15 protein-coding genes are annotated in these 16,632 nt (G+C 64.9%); 10 read left to right on the top strand and 5 right to left on the bottom strand.

Annotated elements, in window-relative coordinates:
- Window positions 1-26: 26 nt before the first annotated feature.
- The 3 genes from ACX80B_RS18195 to acs all read right to left on the bottom strand — a co-directional run bounded on the left by ACX80B_RS18195 (window position 27) and on the right by acs (window position 3,743).
- The gene (locus ACX80B_RS18195; protein ID WP_459298789.1) at window positions 27-1,061 is read right to left on the bottom strand and encodes a DUF2332 domain-containing protein; all 1,035 of its coding nucleotides are present in this window, start codon (window positions 1,059-1,061) and stop codon (window positions 27-29) included.
- Window positions 1,062-1,097: 36 nt separating this feature from the next.
- On the bottom strand, window positions 1,098-1,574 hold the full coding sequence (gene aroQ / locus ACX80B_RS18190) for a type II 3-dehydroquinate dehydratase (RefSeq protein WP_459298787.1): 477 nt from the start codon (window positions 1,572-1,574) through the stop codon (window positions 1,098-1,100).
- A 153-nt stretch (window positions 1,575-1,727) separates the two neighbouring features.
- On the bottom strand, window positions 1,728-3,743 hold the full coding sequence (acs, locus tag ACX80B_RS18185) for an acetate--CoA ligase (protein WP_459298785.1): 2,016 nt from the start codon (window positions 3,741-3,743) through the stop codon (window positions 1,728-1,730).
- A 336-nt stretch (window positions 3,744-4,079) separates the two neighbouring features.
- Here acs and ACX80B_RS18180 point away from each other — a divergent pair, with 336 nt between their 5' ends.
- Genes ACX80B_RS18180 through ACX80B_RS18170 form a run of 3 tightly spaced genes read left to right on the top strand, consistent with a single transcriptional unit; the run spans window position 4,080 to window position 6,897 of the window.
- Complete coding sequence (locus ACX80B_RS18180) at window positions 4,080-5,369, top strand: hypothetical protein (RefSeq protein ID WP_459298783.1); 1,290 nt, start codon at window positions 4,080-4,082, stop codon at window positions 5,367-5,369.
- An 11-nt stretch (window positions 5,370-5,380) separates the two neighbouring features.
- Window positions 5,381-6,184: an endonuclease III gene (nth, locus tag ACX80B_RS18175; protein ID WP_459298781.1), complete on the top strand. Its 804-nt coding sequence runs from the start codon at window positions 5,381-5,383 to the stop codon at window positions 6,182-6,184.
- Window positions 6,181-6,897, top strand: coding sequence for an NUDIX hydrolase (locus ACX80B_RS18170; protein ID WP_459298779.1), 717 nt, complete (start codon window positions 6,181-6,183; stop codon window positions 6,895-6,897). Before nth ends, ACX80B_RS18170 begins: the two co-directional genes overlap by 4 nt.
- A gap of 61 nt (window positions 6,898-6,958) precedes the next feature.
- Here the strand turns inward: ACX80B_RS18170 and ACX80B_RS18165 are convergent, their stop codons facing one another.
- Entirely contained in the window at window positions 6,959-8,680 is a 1,722-nt protein-coding gene (locus ACX80B_RS18165; protein WP_459298777.1) for a bifunctional 3'-5' exonuclease/DNA polymerase, read from the bottom strand.
- Between the two features lie 133 nt (window positions 8,681-8,813).
- Between ACX80B_RS18165 and ssd the strand changes: the two genes are divergently transcribed.
- The 7 genes from ssd to ACX80B_RS18130 all read left to right on the top strand — a co-directional run bounded on the left by ssd (window position 8,814) and on the right by ACX80B_RS18130 (window position 14,121).
- Window positions 8,814-10,001, top strand: coding sequence for a septum site-determining protein Ssd (ssd, locus tag ACX80B_RS18160; protein WP_459298775.1), 1,188 nt, complete (start codon window positions 8,814-8,816; stop codon window positions 9,999-10,001).
- Between the two features lie 188 nt (window positions 10,002-10,189).
- Window positions 10,190-11,302: a TadA family conjugal transfer-associated ATPase gene (locus ACX80B_RS18155; RefSeq protein WP_459298822.1), complete on the top strand. Its 1,113-nt coding sequence runs from the start codon at window positions 10,190-10,192 to the stop codon at window positions 11,300-11,302.
- Entirely contained in the window at window positions 11,302-12,147 is an 846-nt protein-coding gene (locus ACX80B_RS18150; RefSeq protein WP_459298773.1) for a type II secretion system F family protein, read from the top strand. The genes ACX80B_RS18155 and ACX80B_RS18150 overlap by 1 nt, the downstream gene beginning before the upstream one ends.
- Window positions 12,105-12,746: a type II secretion system F family protein gene (locus ACX80B_RS18145; protein ID WP_459298771.1), complete on the top strand. Its 642-nt coding sequence runs from the start codon at window positions 12,105-12,107 to the stop codon at window positions 12,744-12,746. Before ACX80B_RS18150 ends, ACX80B_RS18145 begins: the two co-directional genes overlap by 43 nt.
- A gap of 138 nt (window positions 12,747-12,884) precedes the next feature.
- Window positions 12,885-13,295: a DUF4244 domain-containing protein gene (locus ACX80B_RS18140; RefSeq protein ID WP_459298770.1), complete on the top strand. Its 411-nt coding sequence runs from the start codon at window positions 12,885-12,887 to the stop codon at window positions 13,293-13,295.
- A 12-nt stretch (window positions 13,296-13,307) separates the two neighbouring features.
- Entirely contained in the window at window positions 13,308-13,778 is a 471-nt protein-coding gene (locus ACX80B_RS18135) for a TadE family type IV pilus minor pilin (protein WP_459298768.1), read from the top strand.
- Window positions 13,759-14,121: an Rv3654c family TadE-like protein gene (locus tag ACX80B_RS18130; protein ID WP_459298766.1), complete on the top strand. Its 363-nt coding sequence runs from the start codon at window positions 13,759-13,761 to the stop codon at window positions 14,119-14,121. The genes ACX80B_RS18135 and ACX80B_RS18130 overlap by 20 nt, the downstream gene beginning before the upstream one ends.
- 6 nt (window positions 14,122-14,127) lie before the next feature.
- Here the strand turns inward: ACX80B_RS18130 and ACX80B_RS18125 are convergent, their stop codons facing one another.
- Window positions 14,128-16,452, bottom strand: coding sequence for a DEAD/DEAH box helicase (locus tag ACX80B_RS18125; protein ID WP_459298764.1), 2,325 nt, complete (start codon window positions 16,450-16,452; stop codon window positions 14,128-14,130).
- Window positions 16,453-16,632: the final 180 nt, after the last annotated feature.

The raw sequence follows: 16,632 nt of genomic DNA, 5'->3' as shown, positions 1-16,632 counted from the left end.
CACGGCAGCTGTGGGTAAAAGAGCCGTCAGCCCAGCCAATGCAGGCTTTGCCCATGCGGACCTGTCAGGGCCAACGGCTGACCGTCCAGCGCCAGGATGAAGCGGCCTTTCGCCTCAGTCTTGAGATCCGCCAACCGTTCGGAAACCTCCGGCAGGACGCCGCCGGCTTCGTTTTGGGGCAGGACGCCGGCTCCCTCATTGGAGATCCAGTGGCAGGGGAGCCGGTGCATGGTTTCGACGAACTGCTCGCGCGAGTGCTGAGGCATATAGGGCAGCACAGCTGAGTGGAAGACGACGACGGCGCAATCCTCCGGGGCGCTATGGACCAAAGCCTCGATGTGCTCGTTCACGTCCCCGGGGATCAGCCGCGGCGGATCGAGGCTGGCCACCTCCAGTGCAGCGCGCAGGCGCCTGCGGCGGAATTCCTGCTCCGGCCACACCAGGGCCTCCAGCCAGGCTGTGTCGTCCGGATTGGTAACGTCCAGCGGATTAAGGTCCACCCCCGAACGCCAGCCAACCTCCGGGACGGCGCGCGGAACCGGAACGTTTCCCGTCGTCGTACATTCCAGTACCGCAGCTCCAGGCCCGCCCGCCGGATCCAGCCGGGGGCCGCCGTCGTACTGGTAGCTGAACTTGTCCGGGAACAGGCATAACCCTGCGGAGGCTCCCGCTTCAATCAGTGCGAGCGGTTTATCCTCGGCCTCGGCAATGGAGGCGAGAACGGGCAGCAGCGTCGCGCAGCGGCCCGCCTCGTTGGTCTGCGTACTCCGGGCAAGCGCGATATCCCGGATGCTGTTCCAACGCTGCAGGAGGAGACTGCGGAACCCGCCATAAGGGCCGATCTGGGCGCCAACCAACCGCGCTGCCGCGAGCACCAGATTCGGTTGGCGTTTGTTTCCCGGGAGCGAGTCGATGAGCTCGAGCACCTCCGGGTCTTCGCTGATTCCCAGCGTCCAGTCGATATAGCATGCGGAGGATCCCGGAGCCTCCATCAGCCCGAAATTCCGGTAGATCGCGGCCGTTCCAGGCGGAGCGCCGCCTGCAGACTGGCCTGTTCTCATAGCCGCAGGGTCGCTGGACGCGCTCACCACTGCGGCTCAGCCCTGGACCGCTGGCGGGACGAGTTTGGCGGCCAGCCAGTCGAGCGCCAGCGCGTAGCCCTGTGGCCCGGCGCCGGCGATGACGACGTCGGCCACCCCGGAAACGTAGGAGTGGTGGCGGAATTCTTCGCGCCGGTGGATATTGCTCAGATGCACCTCTGCCACCGGAAGCTCCACTCCTGAGAGCGCGTCACGGATGGCCACCGACGTGTGGCTGTAGGCGCCCGGATTGATCAGGATGGCTGCCGCTGTTCCCCGTGCGTCGTGGATGGCGTCGATCAGGACACCCTCGTGGTTGCTCTGCAGGCACTGCACCGAGAGACCGTGGCGCTGTGCCGTTTCCGTAGCCAACTGTTCGACGTCGGCCAGGGTGGCGGTGCCGTAAACAGCCGGTTCGCGGGTTCCGAGCAGGTTCAGATTGGGGCCGTTGAGAACCAGGACTGTGCGGGCGGTGTTGTTGGGGGAGGCAGTCATGGTCCAACTATGCCAAACCCCGCGCCGGGTTGGCGGATTCGTGACGGTGGGACTCGTCCACCGATGGAATTCCGCCGCGGCGCGGGGTCGGGCCGTACTGGTGCAGGGCCAGGCCGCGGCCGGCCCACATCGTCGTCGGCCGCGGTTGTTGAGCTATTTCTTGAGGCCCTGCGTAATCTGGTTCATGACATTGCTGTCCGCCAGGGTCGAGACGTCGCCCACCTCGCGGTTTTCGGCCACGTCCTTGAGCAGTCGGCGCATGATTTTGCCCGAGCGGGTTTTCGGCAGCTCGGATACGACCAGGATTTGCCTCGGCTTGGCGATCGGACCAATTTCCCTGCCGACGTGGTTCCGCAGCTCGGCGACAATGTCCGAGGTGTCAGCATCTTCGCCCTGTGCAGCGACCTTCTCGGCGGCTTCGCCCCGCAGGATGACGAAGGCGACGACGGCCTGGCCGGTGGTTTCGTCGGTGGCACCGACGACGGCGGACTCGGCCACGGACGGGTGCGAGACGAGTGCCGACTCGATTTCCGTAGTGGAGAGGCGGTGGCCCGACACGTTCATCACGTCATCGACACGCCCGAGTAACCAGATGTCGCCATCCTCGTCCCGCTTGGCGCCGTCGCCCGCGAAGTACATGTCCTTGAAACGGGACCAGTACGTTTCCTTGTAGCGCTCCGGGTCGCCCCAGATACCGCGCAGCATTGACGGCCAGGGTTCGCGCACCACCAGGTAGCCGCCGGAACCGTTGGGGACCGACTCACCTGACTCGTCAACGACGTCGACATTAATACCGGGCAGCGCGACCTGCGCCGAGCCGGGCTTGGCGGCCGTGATGCCGGGAAGCGGGGAGATCATGATGGCGCCGGTTTCGGTCTGCCACCACGTATCCACAATGGGCGTGGCGTCCGAACCAATCACCCGGCGGTACCACATCCAGGCCTCGGGGTTGATCGGCTCACCGACGGATCCGAGAACGCGCAGCGACGAGAGGTTGTACTTCGCCGGGATGTCCTCGCCCCACTTCATCATGGTGCGGATTGCCGTCGGAGCAGCGTAAAGGATGGAAACCTTGTACTTCTCCACGATCTCCCACCAGCGGCCCTGATGCGGGGTATCCGGCGTTCCTTCATACATCACGACGCTGGCGCCGTTCAGGAGCGGCCCGTAGGTGATGTAGCTGTGCCCGGTGACCCAGCCGATGTCGGCCGCACACCAGTAAACGTCCTTCTCCGGCTTCAGGTCGAAGACATTCTTGTGCGTATAGGCGCACTGGGTCAGGTAGCCGCCGGTGGTGTGCAGGATGCCCTTCGGTTTACCCGTAGTGCCGGAGGTATAGAGAATGTACAGCGGGTGCTCGGAATCATGTCCGACGGCGGTGTGGTCCTTGCTTGCTGTGCCGACGGTTTTGTCCCACCACAGGTCCCGGCCCTCGGTCCATTCCACCGTTTCCTCATTGCGCTTGACGACCAGGACGTGCTCGACCGTCGACTTCCCGTCGGCCAGCGCGTCGTCAACGGCGTTCTTGAGCGGACTCGGCTTGCCGCGGCGGTAGGTGCCGTCGGCGGTGATGACCAGCTTCGCTTCGGCGTCGTCGATCCGGTTGCGCAGCGCGTCCGAGGAGAAGCCGCCGAAGACCACCGAGTGCACGGCGCCGATGCGGGCGCACGCCAGCATGGAAACAACGGCTTCCGGAATCATCGGAAGGTAGATCGCAACCCGGTCGCCCTTCTTGACCCCGAGAGATTCCATCGTGTTGGCCGCTTGCTTGACCTGGTCGGTCAGCTCGGCGTAGGTGATCCTGCGGACATCGCCTGGTTCACCTTCGAAGTTTATTGCCACCCTGGAACCATTGCCTGCCTCCACATGGCGGTCCAGTGCGTTGTAGGCCGCATTGACCTTGCCGCCGACGAACCATTTCGCGAATGGCGCCTCGGACCAATCGAGCGTCTGGCTGAAATCCTGTTCCCAGCTCAGCAGCTCGCGTGCCTGGCGTGCCCAGAATTCGGTTCCCTCGGACTTGGCCTCGTCATAGACCGATGGTTTGGCTACCGCATTGGCGGCGAAATCGTCACTGGGCGGAAACTGGCGGCCCTCGTGCAGCAGGTTCTCCAGCGCATCTCCTTGTGACTGCCCTGACTGTGCCGACGTTGCGTTGTCTTGAGACATCTTTAACCTCTTCAAGGATCGGATCCATTACCAAGTACCGGCCCGCGGCTTCGTGGCCCGGTTCACTACTTTCCAGACTATCCCCACAACGGCTGTGCGTGTGCCCCGTCACATGGTGGACGGCAATAAGCGGTGTCATTTCTGCGGCGAACAACACATGAACCCATGGGCGACACAGAACTTTCCAGCTAGAGATGCACCGTACGGTTTACTAGGCTGGACGTTGAGCAGAACAGGCACCATTATGGGTGCGCAGAGTACAAACCAGACGTACACAGAAGCACCGCGCTGGCTGGGACTGCCGCAGGCGACTCGGCGGTAACAAAGGAGACCAAGGTGACTGATAATCAAGTTGAGCAGACCGGGGATGCTGATAAGGCATCAGAACGCGCTCCGGAGGCTGAGGCGCCAGAGACTGCATCTTCGGAGGCAGGATCCACGGAGGTTGAGTCCTCGACGGCGGGGTCCCGGGAGGCTGTGTCCGGCGGCGGCACACGTCCACAGGCATATCTCGGCCCGTTCACGCTCCGCGATGTTGTCGTTCTCGGTTCGGTGGCCTTGATGTTCATCGGAAGCCTCGTCCCGGTCGGCATCGCTCCCGGTTTTTACAGCAATCTGTGGAATTCGACGTCGTTGTTCTTCCTGGGCCTGGGCATCCTGCTTCCACTCATCGTGGCCGTGCTGTTTGCGGCACGCCGGCTCTCGCCGGGAACGAGGATGCGTATCGGGTCCTTGTCCGTGGACCAGTTCGGTTCCGTGGTTGCGCTTTTCGCGGCCGCTTACTTCTTCATAGTCACCGTCGGCGCCTTCGGCATCGCGCCGCTGCTGGCATTCATCGGCGCTCTCGGCCTGGTGGCGTCGACGACCTTGAGTCCCCATCTGTTCTTCTTCAAGCCGGAATTCGCCGGCCGGACGGAAGCCTCTGCGCATGTGATGGCCCGCGAAGCCGTGCAGCCCGAACCCAAACCGGCTAAGCCCGCTAAGCCCGCCAAGCCCGCCAAACCCGCCAAGCCGGAGAAGCAGTCGAAGCAGCCCGCAGCCGAGGAACAGGACGGGGTCCGCCGGGGAGTATTTGGTGCAGGTTCCGTCGGCAACCGGGAGCAGCACGCCGGTGGCCGGGATGAAGACTACGATTACAGCGGCACGGGCGCGTACGGGGATGGCGGTACCGACACATACGGGGATGCAGGCCGTGACGAGTGGCCCTCCACCGGAACGGCCGCGTTCCCCGCCGTCGGACACAACGAGCCGCGCAGCGATGCCTGGGACCCTACGGCACAGGACGCCGGACATGACGACCGCTACGACGTCGGACAGGACAGCCGCGACGACGAGCCTTGGAATCAGGAGCAGCACCATGCCCCGCAGTCCTTCGGAGCCACCCGGGAATCGCATTCCGGCACCGATGACGAGGACTACGAGGAGGAAGAAACCTACGACGCCTTCTGGTTCGCAGTCGGCCAGACGCGCGAGATCGTCGACGAGCAGACCGGAACGCCGGTATTTGCGATCGAACCAGGCGCCTGGGTGCTTGCCCTGCAGGACCGCGGGGACGAATTCCTGGTGCAAAACACCGATGGCAGGGTTGGCGTGCTCCGCGATCTGTCCAATATCGAACGGGCCTGACGATGCCCGCCGTGCGTCCCCGGAAGCGGCCTAAAGCCGTCGAATCACCGCTCGCGCTTAAACGCAGGGCACGGAAAATCAACCGGGAACTGGCGGAGCAATACCCATATTCTGTGGCGGAGCTGGACTTCGGGAATGCCTACGAGCTGGTGGTCGCGACGGTGCTGTCGGCGCAGACAACCGACGTGCGGGTCAATATGACCACCCCGGCGCTGTTCGAAAAATATCCGGACGCCACGGCGTTGGCCCAGGCCAACGAAGCGGAACTGCAGGACATGATCCGGGCCACCGGGTTCTACCGGGCCAAGTCGGCGAACCTGATTGCGCTGGCCACCAGGATCGTGGATGAATACGACGGCGAGGTGCCCTCCCGGGTCGAGGACCTGGTGACCCTCGCCGGCGTCGGACGCAAAACCGCCAACGTGGTGCTCGGCAACGCCTTCGGTATTCCCGGCATCTCGGTGGATACGCACTTCGGCCGGCTGGCCCGCCGGTTCGGCTGGACCGAGTCGGCGGACCCTGTCAAGGTCGAAGCCGACGTCGCGGCCCTCTTCGAGCGCAGCGAATGGACGATGCTTTCACACCGGGTCATTTTCCACGGGCGACGTGTCTGCCACGCCAAGAAACCGGCGTGCGGGGCCTGCGCGGTCGCCACCCTTTGTCCTTCCTACGGCGAAGGCGAGACCGACCCGGAAAAGGCCCGGAAGCTGCTCAAATACGAACTGGCACCCGGCAGGGAAGAACTGCTGTCCCGGATGCGTGCCGGCGACACCCGTGCGCAGTTGCGGGCCGCCGGACACAGCCTGGCTCCATGAGCGACGACGGCCAGGAGCGGATGGCCAGCGCGCACGACGATCTCGTCGCGCTCGCTAGAACCGCACGGCACGGCGAACTGCCACACATCGATCAGTCGTGGCGGCGCATGCAGCTTGATCCCGAAACAGCACGTCCAGCGGCCGTACTGATACTTTTTGGCGTGCTGGACGACATCCCTGCCCACGCGGCTTCCAACCGGGCAGACCGAATCCCGGACGATCTGGATGTCCTGCTGGTTGAACGCGCCGGCGGCCTGGAGGATCATCCAGGCCAGGTCTCCTTCCCCGGCGGCGGCATCGATGCGTCGGATATCGGCCCGGAGGCGGCGGCGCTGCGTGAAGCGGTCGAGGAGACTGGACTGGACCCTGCCGGCGTCGAAATTCTGGGGACTTTGCACGAGGTCGGTCTGCCGGTCAGTAACTTCCTGGTGACCCCCGTGCTCGCGTGGTGGGCATCGCCGTCACCCGTCGACGTCGTTGACTATGGCGAATCCGCGCAGGTCTTCCGGGTTCCGGTCCAGGACTTGCTCGCTCCTGCAAACCGCCGCACCGCGACTGTCACCCGGAACTCGCAAACTTTCCGCAGCCCGTCCTTCACCGTGAACAATCTGGTGGTCTGGGGTTTCACCGCGATGGTGCTGAGTCAGTTGTTTGAGCAGCTCGGCTGGACTCTTCCGTGGGACGAGACACTGGAGATCCCGGCGCCTTTATAAGGTTCCTACGAAGGCTGGCCGGTCCCCGGCGCGTAGCGGTGCCCACCGCCGCTGCAGACCCCTATTTAGCGTCGGCATAGGAATCGACGATCAGGGTCTGGACAGCGAAATCGATAGGGATTTCGCCGAACATTAACTTCGTCGCTGCCTCGGCAGCCTCGGACACGTATCCGGCTGCTTCTTCCGCCCGGTCGGCCGGGGAGTGCACGACCACCTCGTCATGCAGGAAAAACACCAGCTGCCCGGCCGGGGTTCCACCGGCCTCAGCGGCGGAAGCCCGCAGCCGCCGTCGTAATTCCGCCAGCCAGCACATCGCCCACTCTGCCGCCGTCGATTGCACCACGAAGTTCCGCGTAAATCTGCCCCGGGTGCGGGCGAGCGTGTCCGCGCGCCGTTGCTCCTCGGCACTGGCCGTGGACTGCGACTGTCGCCAACTTTCCGACGGCGGCGGGCTGCTGCGGCCGAGGAAGGAACTGACGGTCCCGCCCGCCTCTCCGGTCCGGGCAGCCTGCTCCACGAAGCCGACCGCCCGCGGATAGGTCTTCGCCAGCTGTGGCATCAACCGTCCGGATTCGCCCGTCGTCGCCCCGTACATCGCGCCCAGCACGGCAATTTTCGCGGTTGCCCGGTCACCGAAACCCTGTGCGGCGATTCCGGCGTAGAGGTCTTTCCCCTGGGCGGCCTTGGCGAGCTGCGAATCCTGCGCCAGCGCGGCCAGCACCCGCGGTTCCAGCTGCGCGGCATCGGCCACCACGAGCCGGTGGCCCGCATCCGGGCGGGCAGCGTCGCGGATCACCTTCGGTATCTGCAGCGCACCGCCGCCGCGGGAAGCCCAGCGCCCGGTCACCACGCCACCGACGACGTATTCCGGCCGGAACCGTCCATCCTGGACCCAGGCGTCCAGCCAACTCCAGCCGTTGGCCGCCAGCAGCCGGGAGAGTTTCTTGTACTCCAGCAGCGGGCCGATTGCGGCATGTTGGTGCTGCTCCAGCTCCCAGGATCGGGTGCTCTTAACCTCAATTCCGGAACGGTGAAGAGTCCGGATCAGCTCCTGCGGGGAATCCGGATTGAAGGACGGGGCGTTCAGTGCCTGCCGCAGTTGAACGGCAAGTTCCTCCAGTTTCCGCGGCCGCGCATCCACAGGCGGGCGCGGACCGAGCGCCTCGGTAAGGATCTGTTCGTGGATATCGACCCGCCACGGGAGTCCGGCATGCTGCATCTCGGCGGCGATCAGCGCGCCTGCCGACTCGGCCGCGATCAATAACTGCGTCCGCCCCCGGTGGCTGGAGGTCCGGATGGCTTCGAGCTGGCCAGCCAGTTCAGCCGCCAGATCCTCCACCGCAGTACCGGCAGCCGCCGGCTGATCGAAGAGCGTGAACTGGTCGGCTGGCGCCGGCACCGGCTGCACTGCCCGCGGCAACTCCGGTTCGGACTCCGGTGGTTTCGCCCGGTTCCGTGCGGCGTAGTCGGAGGCCGAGGTGAATTCGGACTGGGCCAGGATCGCACCGGAGAGCGAAAGGTCATGGCAGCGTTCGACGGCGGTGCTCTCACGCAGGAGCGCGGGGTACCAGTCCTGGGTGCGTTCAAACACCCACCGCGGCCGTGCCGCTTCATGTTGACGGACGACGGCGGCAAGCTGGCTGCGCGGGAAAGGGCTGGCTTCACCAGCGGGAGATCCGTCATCGTGCACGGGCAAAAGGAACGTATCGGCTCCCGCCGCGGAATCCGCGCCGCCCGGGGTACTGCCCACAGTGTTCGAGGACGTGCCGAGGACGAGATACATGCCTCCATTCTGCCTTGATGGAGCCGGGCTCCTGACAGCGTCTTGTCCTCCACAGACTGCTTTTCAGGTCATAACCTCCACAATGAGCGGAAGGGGGATCGCGGTTGGCACTTCGGAACGGCACGGTTGAAAGATGCCAGATTCAATTCAACGTCCGTCCCGGCGCTCCGCCCGCCGGCGGTCCGACATGTCATCGAACCAGGCCGACCGTGCGTGGCTGCCTGAGCAACAGGTTCCCGGCGTCGCACTCGTCACCGCTTCGGAGTTCCTTCGCGAGGAAATTTCCCGCATTGCGACGGCGGCGTCCACACCTTTGCGTATCGCCGCCAGCTTCAGGGAGCTGGCGGGTGATTCCGATGCTGTAGGAACGGTCCTGGTCGGGAGCGATATATCGGAAGTCCAAGGTGGCAGGTGGGCCTCTCTGGTGCTGATTGGGCTGGCGGGCGAGGGCGATGCGCTCTGGGAACAGGCTGCGGCGTTGGGAGCTGAACGGGTAGCGGTTCTGCCGGAGGCAGCCGGCTGGCTTGCCGAGTTCCTGGCCAAACTTGAAACTCCGGGGACGGCCTCCAACCACATCGTCGGTGTACTGGGCGGTTGCGGCGGCGCCGGAGCTTCGACACTTGCCGCCTGGCTGGCCTGTGCCTCGGGCGCATCGGGCAGGCAAACGCTGTTGGTCGACGCTGACCCGTGGGGCGGCGGGCTCGACATGGCGATAGGTGCTGAAGATGTGCCTGGGATCCGGTGGGAGGATATGTTCTCCGCCCGGGGCAGCATTAACCCGTCCCAGCTGCAGCGCTCCCTGCCGGAAACCGGCGGATTCTCGTTGTTGTCTTTCCGTCAACGGATGGCAGGGGATGGTGAGGCAGATTCCGCCGTGGCGGCATTTCCTTCGGCGGTCGTACCAGGAGAGGTTGGAAATGAAGTCTTCGCAGCTGCCCGCCGTGGCTACAGTCTGACTGTTGTGGATCTGGGCAGAAGCGAAGCCGGCCTGGAGGCCGCGGAGCGGCACTGCGACAGTCTGGTGTTGGTGGTCCCGGCACGGGTTAGGGCAGCGGCGGCCGCCCGGCTGCTCAGCAGACGTATCCGTCATCAACCGCTGTCCCTGGTCGTCAGGGGGCCGCTGCTGGCCGGTGCCGATGCCCACTTGGTGTCGGAATCGGCGGGCTATCCTTTGACGGCATATTGGAGGCCCGAACGTGGGCTCCGGGCGGCCTCCGAGAACGGTCAATTACTGAGCTACTGCACCAGACGGAGTGTGCGCCGCCTGACGGATTCGCTGTTGCAGGTGTTGCCCGAGGATCTGGGGCGGACGGCAGCATGAGGCAGCCTCGTGGAACAACCGGACGGCACCGTGGGAGCGGTTGGAATGGCGATGGCCCTTCGGAGCCGGCCCGGCAGCCGGCCTTCAATAGGGCGGGCAACCGTTCCGGCGGAGGACCGGGGACGCCGGCGGTTCAGGGCGGATCTTTGAGGAACGACGAGTTGGTCAGCTCGGTCCGTAAGGCGGTGATGGCGGATTCCGGTCCCGTGACCTCAACCAGGGTTGCGGCAGCCGTGCAGTCGAGCGGGCAGTTGCTCGGTACAGCTGGAACCTTGGATGCGGTGGAACGTATCCGTGCTGAACTCAGCGGACTTGGTCCGCTGCAGCCTTTGGTTAAGGACCCTGCGGTGACGGATATCTTCGTCAACGGAACCGATTCGGTCTGGGTCGATTGTGGAGCCGGCCCCGAGCAGAGCGACGTCCGTTTCGACAGCGAGTCGCAGGTTAGGGCGCTGGCGACACGGCTGGTGGCGGCAGGCGGGAGGCGCCTCGATGATGGGTCACCGTGCGTGGATGTGAGGTTGGAGGGCGGCTACCGCATTCACGCTGTTCTGCCACCTATTTCGACGGCCGGGACGTTGCTGTCCGTACGGATCGGCCGGTCAGAAGTATTCACTCTTGACGAGTTAATCGCAGCAGGCACCTTGAGCGTTCCGATGGCGGCGCTCCTGCAGCAACTCGTCGATGTGAGGGCGAACTTCCTCATCAGCGGCGCAACCGGTTCCGGCAAGACGACACTACTGTCCTCACTGCTCAGCCTCTGCGACCCGGCAGACCGGCTGGTGTTAATAGAGGATGCCGCGGAGCTGAATCCCCGCCATGGCCATGTCGTTGGAATGCAGAGCCGGCACGGAAACCTTGAGGGCACAGGCGTCGTCGATCTGGCCGAACTTGTCCGGCAAGCACTGCGGATGCGTCCCGATCGGCTCATCGTCGGCGAGTGCAGAGGCGCAGAGGTGCGCGAACTGCTGGCCGCAATGAACACCGGCCACTCCGGCGGGGGAGGCACGATCCACGCCAACACCGCCAGATCTGTACCCGCGAGGTTGGCTGCACTCGGAGCGCTGGCTGGGATGAGCCGGGATGCAGTCGCGCTTCAGACAGTCAGTGCTGTGGACGTGATAATCCACGTAGAGCGTTCCAGCACCGGCAGGCAGGTCAGCGAAATTGCGGTTCTGGAAGACACGGATGACGGCTCAGTCTCGGTCCGTCCGGCCGCCCGGATGGGCCCGGATTCCCAGCTGATCCGGCACGTCGGCTGGGAAGCGCTGCGGGATCGGATTGGTGAGGCGGACTGCTGATGGTCGCACTGCTGACGTCTCTTATTTTGTTTATCGGAAGTTCGCTGTTGCTGAGACCGGGCGTCCGGGGCGGAGCGGGACTGTACGATCTGCCTGCAGGCCGGCGCCGCCTGGCAGCAGGTCATGCCGCCCGGGCGCGGCCGGCGACCCGTATCCGGCAGATGGTTGGCCACATCCTGCCTGGGACCAGCCGCCGGGATGCACCGGATCCGTGGCTGATGCCGCTGCTCGTCCATCAGCTGGCAGCTCTGCTCGAGGCGGGACGGTCGTCGCAGATCATCTGGGCGGAAGCAGCCCGGTCTCATGTGCAGCGGGAGAACCGGGAATCTGCGCCAGCAGCATCCGCCCGGAGAAATGATGAGGGACCCGATCAGCTTCTGGCCGTCCTCTATGCGGCCGACCGGGCTGCCGCTCTGGGACATAGCGTCGCCGAAGTGTTGCGGCACCATGGCGCGGCAAGACCTTCCGGAAGGGCAGGAGCGAGAATGCGGCAGCGGACCACCTGCAGAATCTGGACCGATCTCGCCGCTTGTTGGGATGTCGCGGAGCTGAGCGGGGCGCCGTTGTCCAAACTCCTCGGCCGGTACGCCGTCCAGCTGGAAGCGGAGTTGGACGCCGAAGCGGCCAGGCAGTCTGCTTTGGCAGGTCCCCGGGCGACGGTTAAGCTGTTGGGCTGGCTTCCCTTCTTCGGGCTCGGACTGGGCCTGCTGATGGGCGTCGATCCATTGGCGATGCTGGTTGGCACACCTATTGGCCTGGCCGCGCTTGGAGTCGGGACAGCGCTGATGGCCGCGGGCAGGATGTGGTCCAACAAGATGGTGGCGGCAGCGGAGAGGCCGTCCTGATGCCGGCGGGAGCCGTCGCCATGACAGCCGCGGTCCTGATCGTGCTGCTGCTCTCGGCAGCCGTACTTTTGCTACAGCTTCAGGATGGAAGATGGTCGGCCGCGGACTCCGGAACGGCCGGCACAGAGCAACCCGGCGTTGGCGGAATGTCCAGCCGCACGGACCTCCAGGCGCCAATCATGCTGGAACTGGCCGGTTCCATGCTGGAGGCAGGTTCGTCCCTTGAGCAGACGCTGACGGTGCTCAGTACCATAACGGGTGAACAGACCGGCCGGGGGTTGACGACCGTCGTGTCGGCGATGCGGCTCGGCGCTGGTTGGGAGCAATCGTGGGCAGCGGCGTCGAATAGTGAATCGGCTGCCGTACTGAAAGAGCTGGAAGAAGGACTCGGCTTTGCAGCGGCGACCGGCGCGCCCTCATCCGCGCTCTTATCAGCCCAGGCTCAACAGATGCGCCGCCGCAGCTACCGTGAAGCGGAACAGCGGGCCGCAGCGCTGGGTGTGAGGCTTGTGCTGCCCATGGGGCTGTGCTCATTGCCGGCCTTCGTCTGTATCGGAGTGCTGCCGGTACTGCTCGCCATGTTGCCGACGCTCGGCTGACTACCGTCGACGCATCCTCCACAGGTTGTCCCGCCCGGCACGTTATCCACTTAGAGCCAACGGTACCTTTCGGCTCCGCGGCAGGGCCGCAAAGCTGTAATAACCGTTGATTACAGCGGCGAACACAGGAGGAAAACCATGTCATTGTCATATCGCAAGGCCCGTACCACTGCCACGACGGCGGGTGCTGGGCGGGCGTATCAACTCGCCCGCGGCAACGGAGGCCAGGCCGCCGAACAGATCAGCGCCGAACCGGAACCGGGCACATTTACCACCGCCGGTCCACGCTGCCCGGAGGCTGCCCCTACGGGTGGTGAGCGCAGGGTGCAGGACAACGTCGTCGAGCTGTTCCCCGGCGCCTCCGGTTCTCCCAGCGCTGGCTGGCGTTCGAGGCTCCGGAATTCCGAGGCCGGCATGGCGACAGCTGAATATGCTATCGCGACGTTGGCTGCGGTGGGTTTTGCCGGTCTGCTGGTAGTGATCCTGCGCAGCGATGAGGTGCGCGGGTTTCTCATGACCATCATCGAGCAGGCATTGACGCTGGGCTAGATCAGGATGCGAATGAGCAGGCGCCGGACGCCGGAGAGAGGGTCGGTCACAGCAGAATTAGCCGTCACTCTTCCGGCGTTGACGGGAATTCTGGCGCTGCTGCTGGTCTGTGTGGTGATCGGAGTGACGCAGCTTCGATTGGAGGAAGCTGCATGGGCAGGGGCCAGGGCAGCCGCGCGTGGTGAAACCGCGGCTGCCGCTGCCTCCACCGCACGGCGGATAGCCGGACCGGCGGCCGAGGTGGATGTATCCACCGAAGGCGACTGGTCCCGGGTCCGGGTGAGCGCCCACGTCGAGGGACCACTGTCCGGCCTGGTCCAGTGGCCGATAGTCGCCGAAGCTATGGCTCAGCGGTCACCCTACAGCCCGGGGCCATCCTCGCTGCCGGTTACCCCAACAGGGGTTACGGGCGATGCCGGGACGATCTGGATCAGCGCACGTTGTTACCCCGAGGAGCCGCGCTGTGGACTCCGTGACCAATAGGAAGGAGGAAGGTTCCGGAACCGTCATGGGAGCGGGCCTGGCCTTGGTGCTGATTACGCTGACCCTGGCGGTGCTGGTCGTCGGCCAGGTGGTTGTTGGCGCCGGCCGGGCTGCATCCGCGGCGGATCTTGCCGCGCTTGCGGCGGCCGACGCGGCACGGGGATTGACCAGCGGCCGACCGTGTGACGTTGCGGCTGAGGTGGCCGACCGTAATGATGTCGACCTGGACAGCTGTCGGGTGGTCGGCGGTGGCGTGATAGTTGATGTGACGACGAGCGTCGACTTGCCGCGGCCCTGGGGCGAAGCCACCGGCCGGTCGCGTGCCGGGCCGCCGCAAGACTGATGTTTGTTAGAGAGGCCGGGCCGAAGTCAGCAGGACATCGAGGAGCTTCACCGCTCCATCCTTGTCCAGCGGATTATTCCGGTTACCGCATTTGGGTGATTGGACGCAGGAGGGACAACCGGCATCGCATTCGCACGCGGCAATGGCGTCGCGGGTCGCCTGCAGCCACACCTGCGCCGCTTCAAACCCCCGTTCGGCAAACCCGGCACCACCGGGATGGCCGTCATAGACAAAGATCGTGGGTTTTTCGGTATCGGCGTGCAGAGCCGTCGACACGCCGCCAATGTCCCAACGGTCGCTGGAGGCCACCAATGGAAGCAATCCGATGGCAGCGTGCTCGGCGGCATGCAACGAACCTGGAATATCGGGTTCGGCCACGCCGCCTTCGGCCAAGGAGGACGAATCAGTAACAAACCACACGGCCTTGGTAAAGAGATCCCTGGCCTTAAGATCCAGCGGTTCCTCACCGAGAATCTCGTTCGACACCAGCGCCTTGCGCTGGAAGGACACGACCTGGGTCGTCACTTTTACGTCCCCGAAATGCACTTCAACGCCACCCCAGTGGGTGTTGATCAGCGATTCGACGACCTCGATCTGGGTGACGTCCCGGGCCGTCGTGTAGTAGTCGGGGTTGGCCCGGTGGACGACGGCGCAATGGTCCTGCTCGTTGAGCTCTTCCACTACATAGGAGGCACCCTGATGTACATACACAGCGCCGGTATGGGCCTGGTACTGGCACTGTGGCGAATCCATCGTGCCGAGCACGGTGCCTGTACTGGATTCGACAATGTTGATAGGCCCGCCACCGTCAGCCCTGAGGTTGACCATGGCGGCTGCACTCTGACTGTGGGTCCAAAACCAGCCCGCCGGCCGGCGGCGGAGGAATCCATCGGCGACCAGCTTGTCCAGGACCGTTCCCGCCGTCGTTCCGAACAAGGCAAGCTCTGCCGGCGTCAGGGGAAGTTCAGCGGCAGCGGCACAGAGATGCGGGCCGAGAACGTAGGGGTTGGACGGATCAAAAACCGTCGCCTCCACGTCAAGGTCGAAGATCGCCTCCGGATGATGAACGAGGTACGTGTCCAATGGATCGTCGCTGGCAACGAATGCCGCTACGGCGCTCTGCCCTGCCCGTCCTGCCCGTCCGATCTGCTGGAACAAGGACGCACGTGTGCCGGGCCAACCGGCCACCAGGACAGCATCGAGACCCGAAATATCGATACCCAGCTCAAGCGCCGAGGTGCTGGAGACGCCGAGCAGCTCGCCGCTGCGCAAAGCCTGTTCGAGCAACCTCCGTTCCTCCGGCAAATAGCCGGAACGGTACGCGGCCACTCGGCCCGGCAGGCTGGGGTCGACATCGTCGAGCATCCGCTTGGCAATGGTGGCAATGGTTTCGGCTCCGCGCCGGGACTTGATGAAGGCGATGGTCCGGACCTGTGCACTGACCAGATTGGCCAGCAGATCCGAGGTTTCGGCGATGACGGATCTACGTTGGCGCGCTCCGTTCTCCCCCTTCAACTCGGTCAGCACCGGTTCCCACATGGCCACCGTGGTGGATCCGTGCGGGGAGGTGTCCTGGGTGACCGCCGTGACGTCGTCGCCGATCAGCCGGCCGAAGGACTTTTGCGGATCCGAGGAGGTGGCGGATGCGCCAATGAACACCGGATCGGCGCCGTAGTACGAGCAGATCCGCCGCAACCGGCGCAGGAGGTTGGCAACATGGGACCCGAAGACGCCGCGGTAGCTGTGGGCCTCGTCAATGATGACGTATTCGAGCCGACGGAAGAACCTGGCCCAACGGACATGGTTGGGCAGGATGCCGAAATGCAGCATGTCGGGGTTGGCCAGCACGAAATTGGCATGGTCCCGGATCCACCGCCGTTCGGCCGTCTCGGTGTCGCCATCGTAAGTGGCCGCCCTGACGGTGGGCAGCTGTAATGACTGGACTGCGGCAAGCTGGTCGGCGGCCAGCGCCTTGGTCGGCGAGAGGTAGAGGGAAACGGCTCCGGCTGGCGCGAGGGAGACCCTGGCTTCGAGCTCACCACGGTGGATGGCATCGAGCGCCGGCAACTGGTAGGCGAGGGATTTGCCTGAGGCGGTTCCGGTGGCGACCACGGTGTGTCTTCCGTGATGCGCCAGATCGGCTGCCTCGATTTGGTGCTTCCATGGTTCGTGGACCCCCAGGCCGGCATAAGCAGCCACGATGTCTGGGTGAGCCCACCCCGGCCAGCCGGCTACTACGGCATCGCGGGCTGGAATTTCGTGCACCGACATGAGTTGCTCCGGCTCGGGGCCGGAACCCAGTAACGGAATAAGGGAGTCATGTAGTGCCACGCAGCTATTTTGTCATCCCCTGCCGACAATTCCGCAGCCGGTATTCTCTTCGCAGCCGGTATTCTCTTCGCAGGCGGGCAGGCGGGCAGGCGGGCAGGCGGGCAGGCGGGCAGGCGGGCAGGCGGGCAGGCGGGCAGGCGGGCAGGCGGGCAGGCGGGCAGGCGGGCAGGCGGGCAGGCG

This window comes from Arthrobacter monumenti (genome assembly GCF_054511255.1).
The sequence above is the reverse complement of the archived record's forward strand: the minus strand, read 5'-3'. Positions and strand labels throughout refer to the sequence as shown.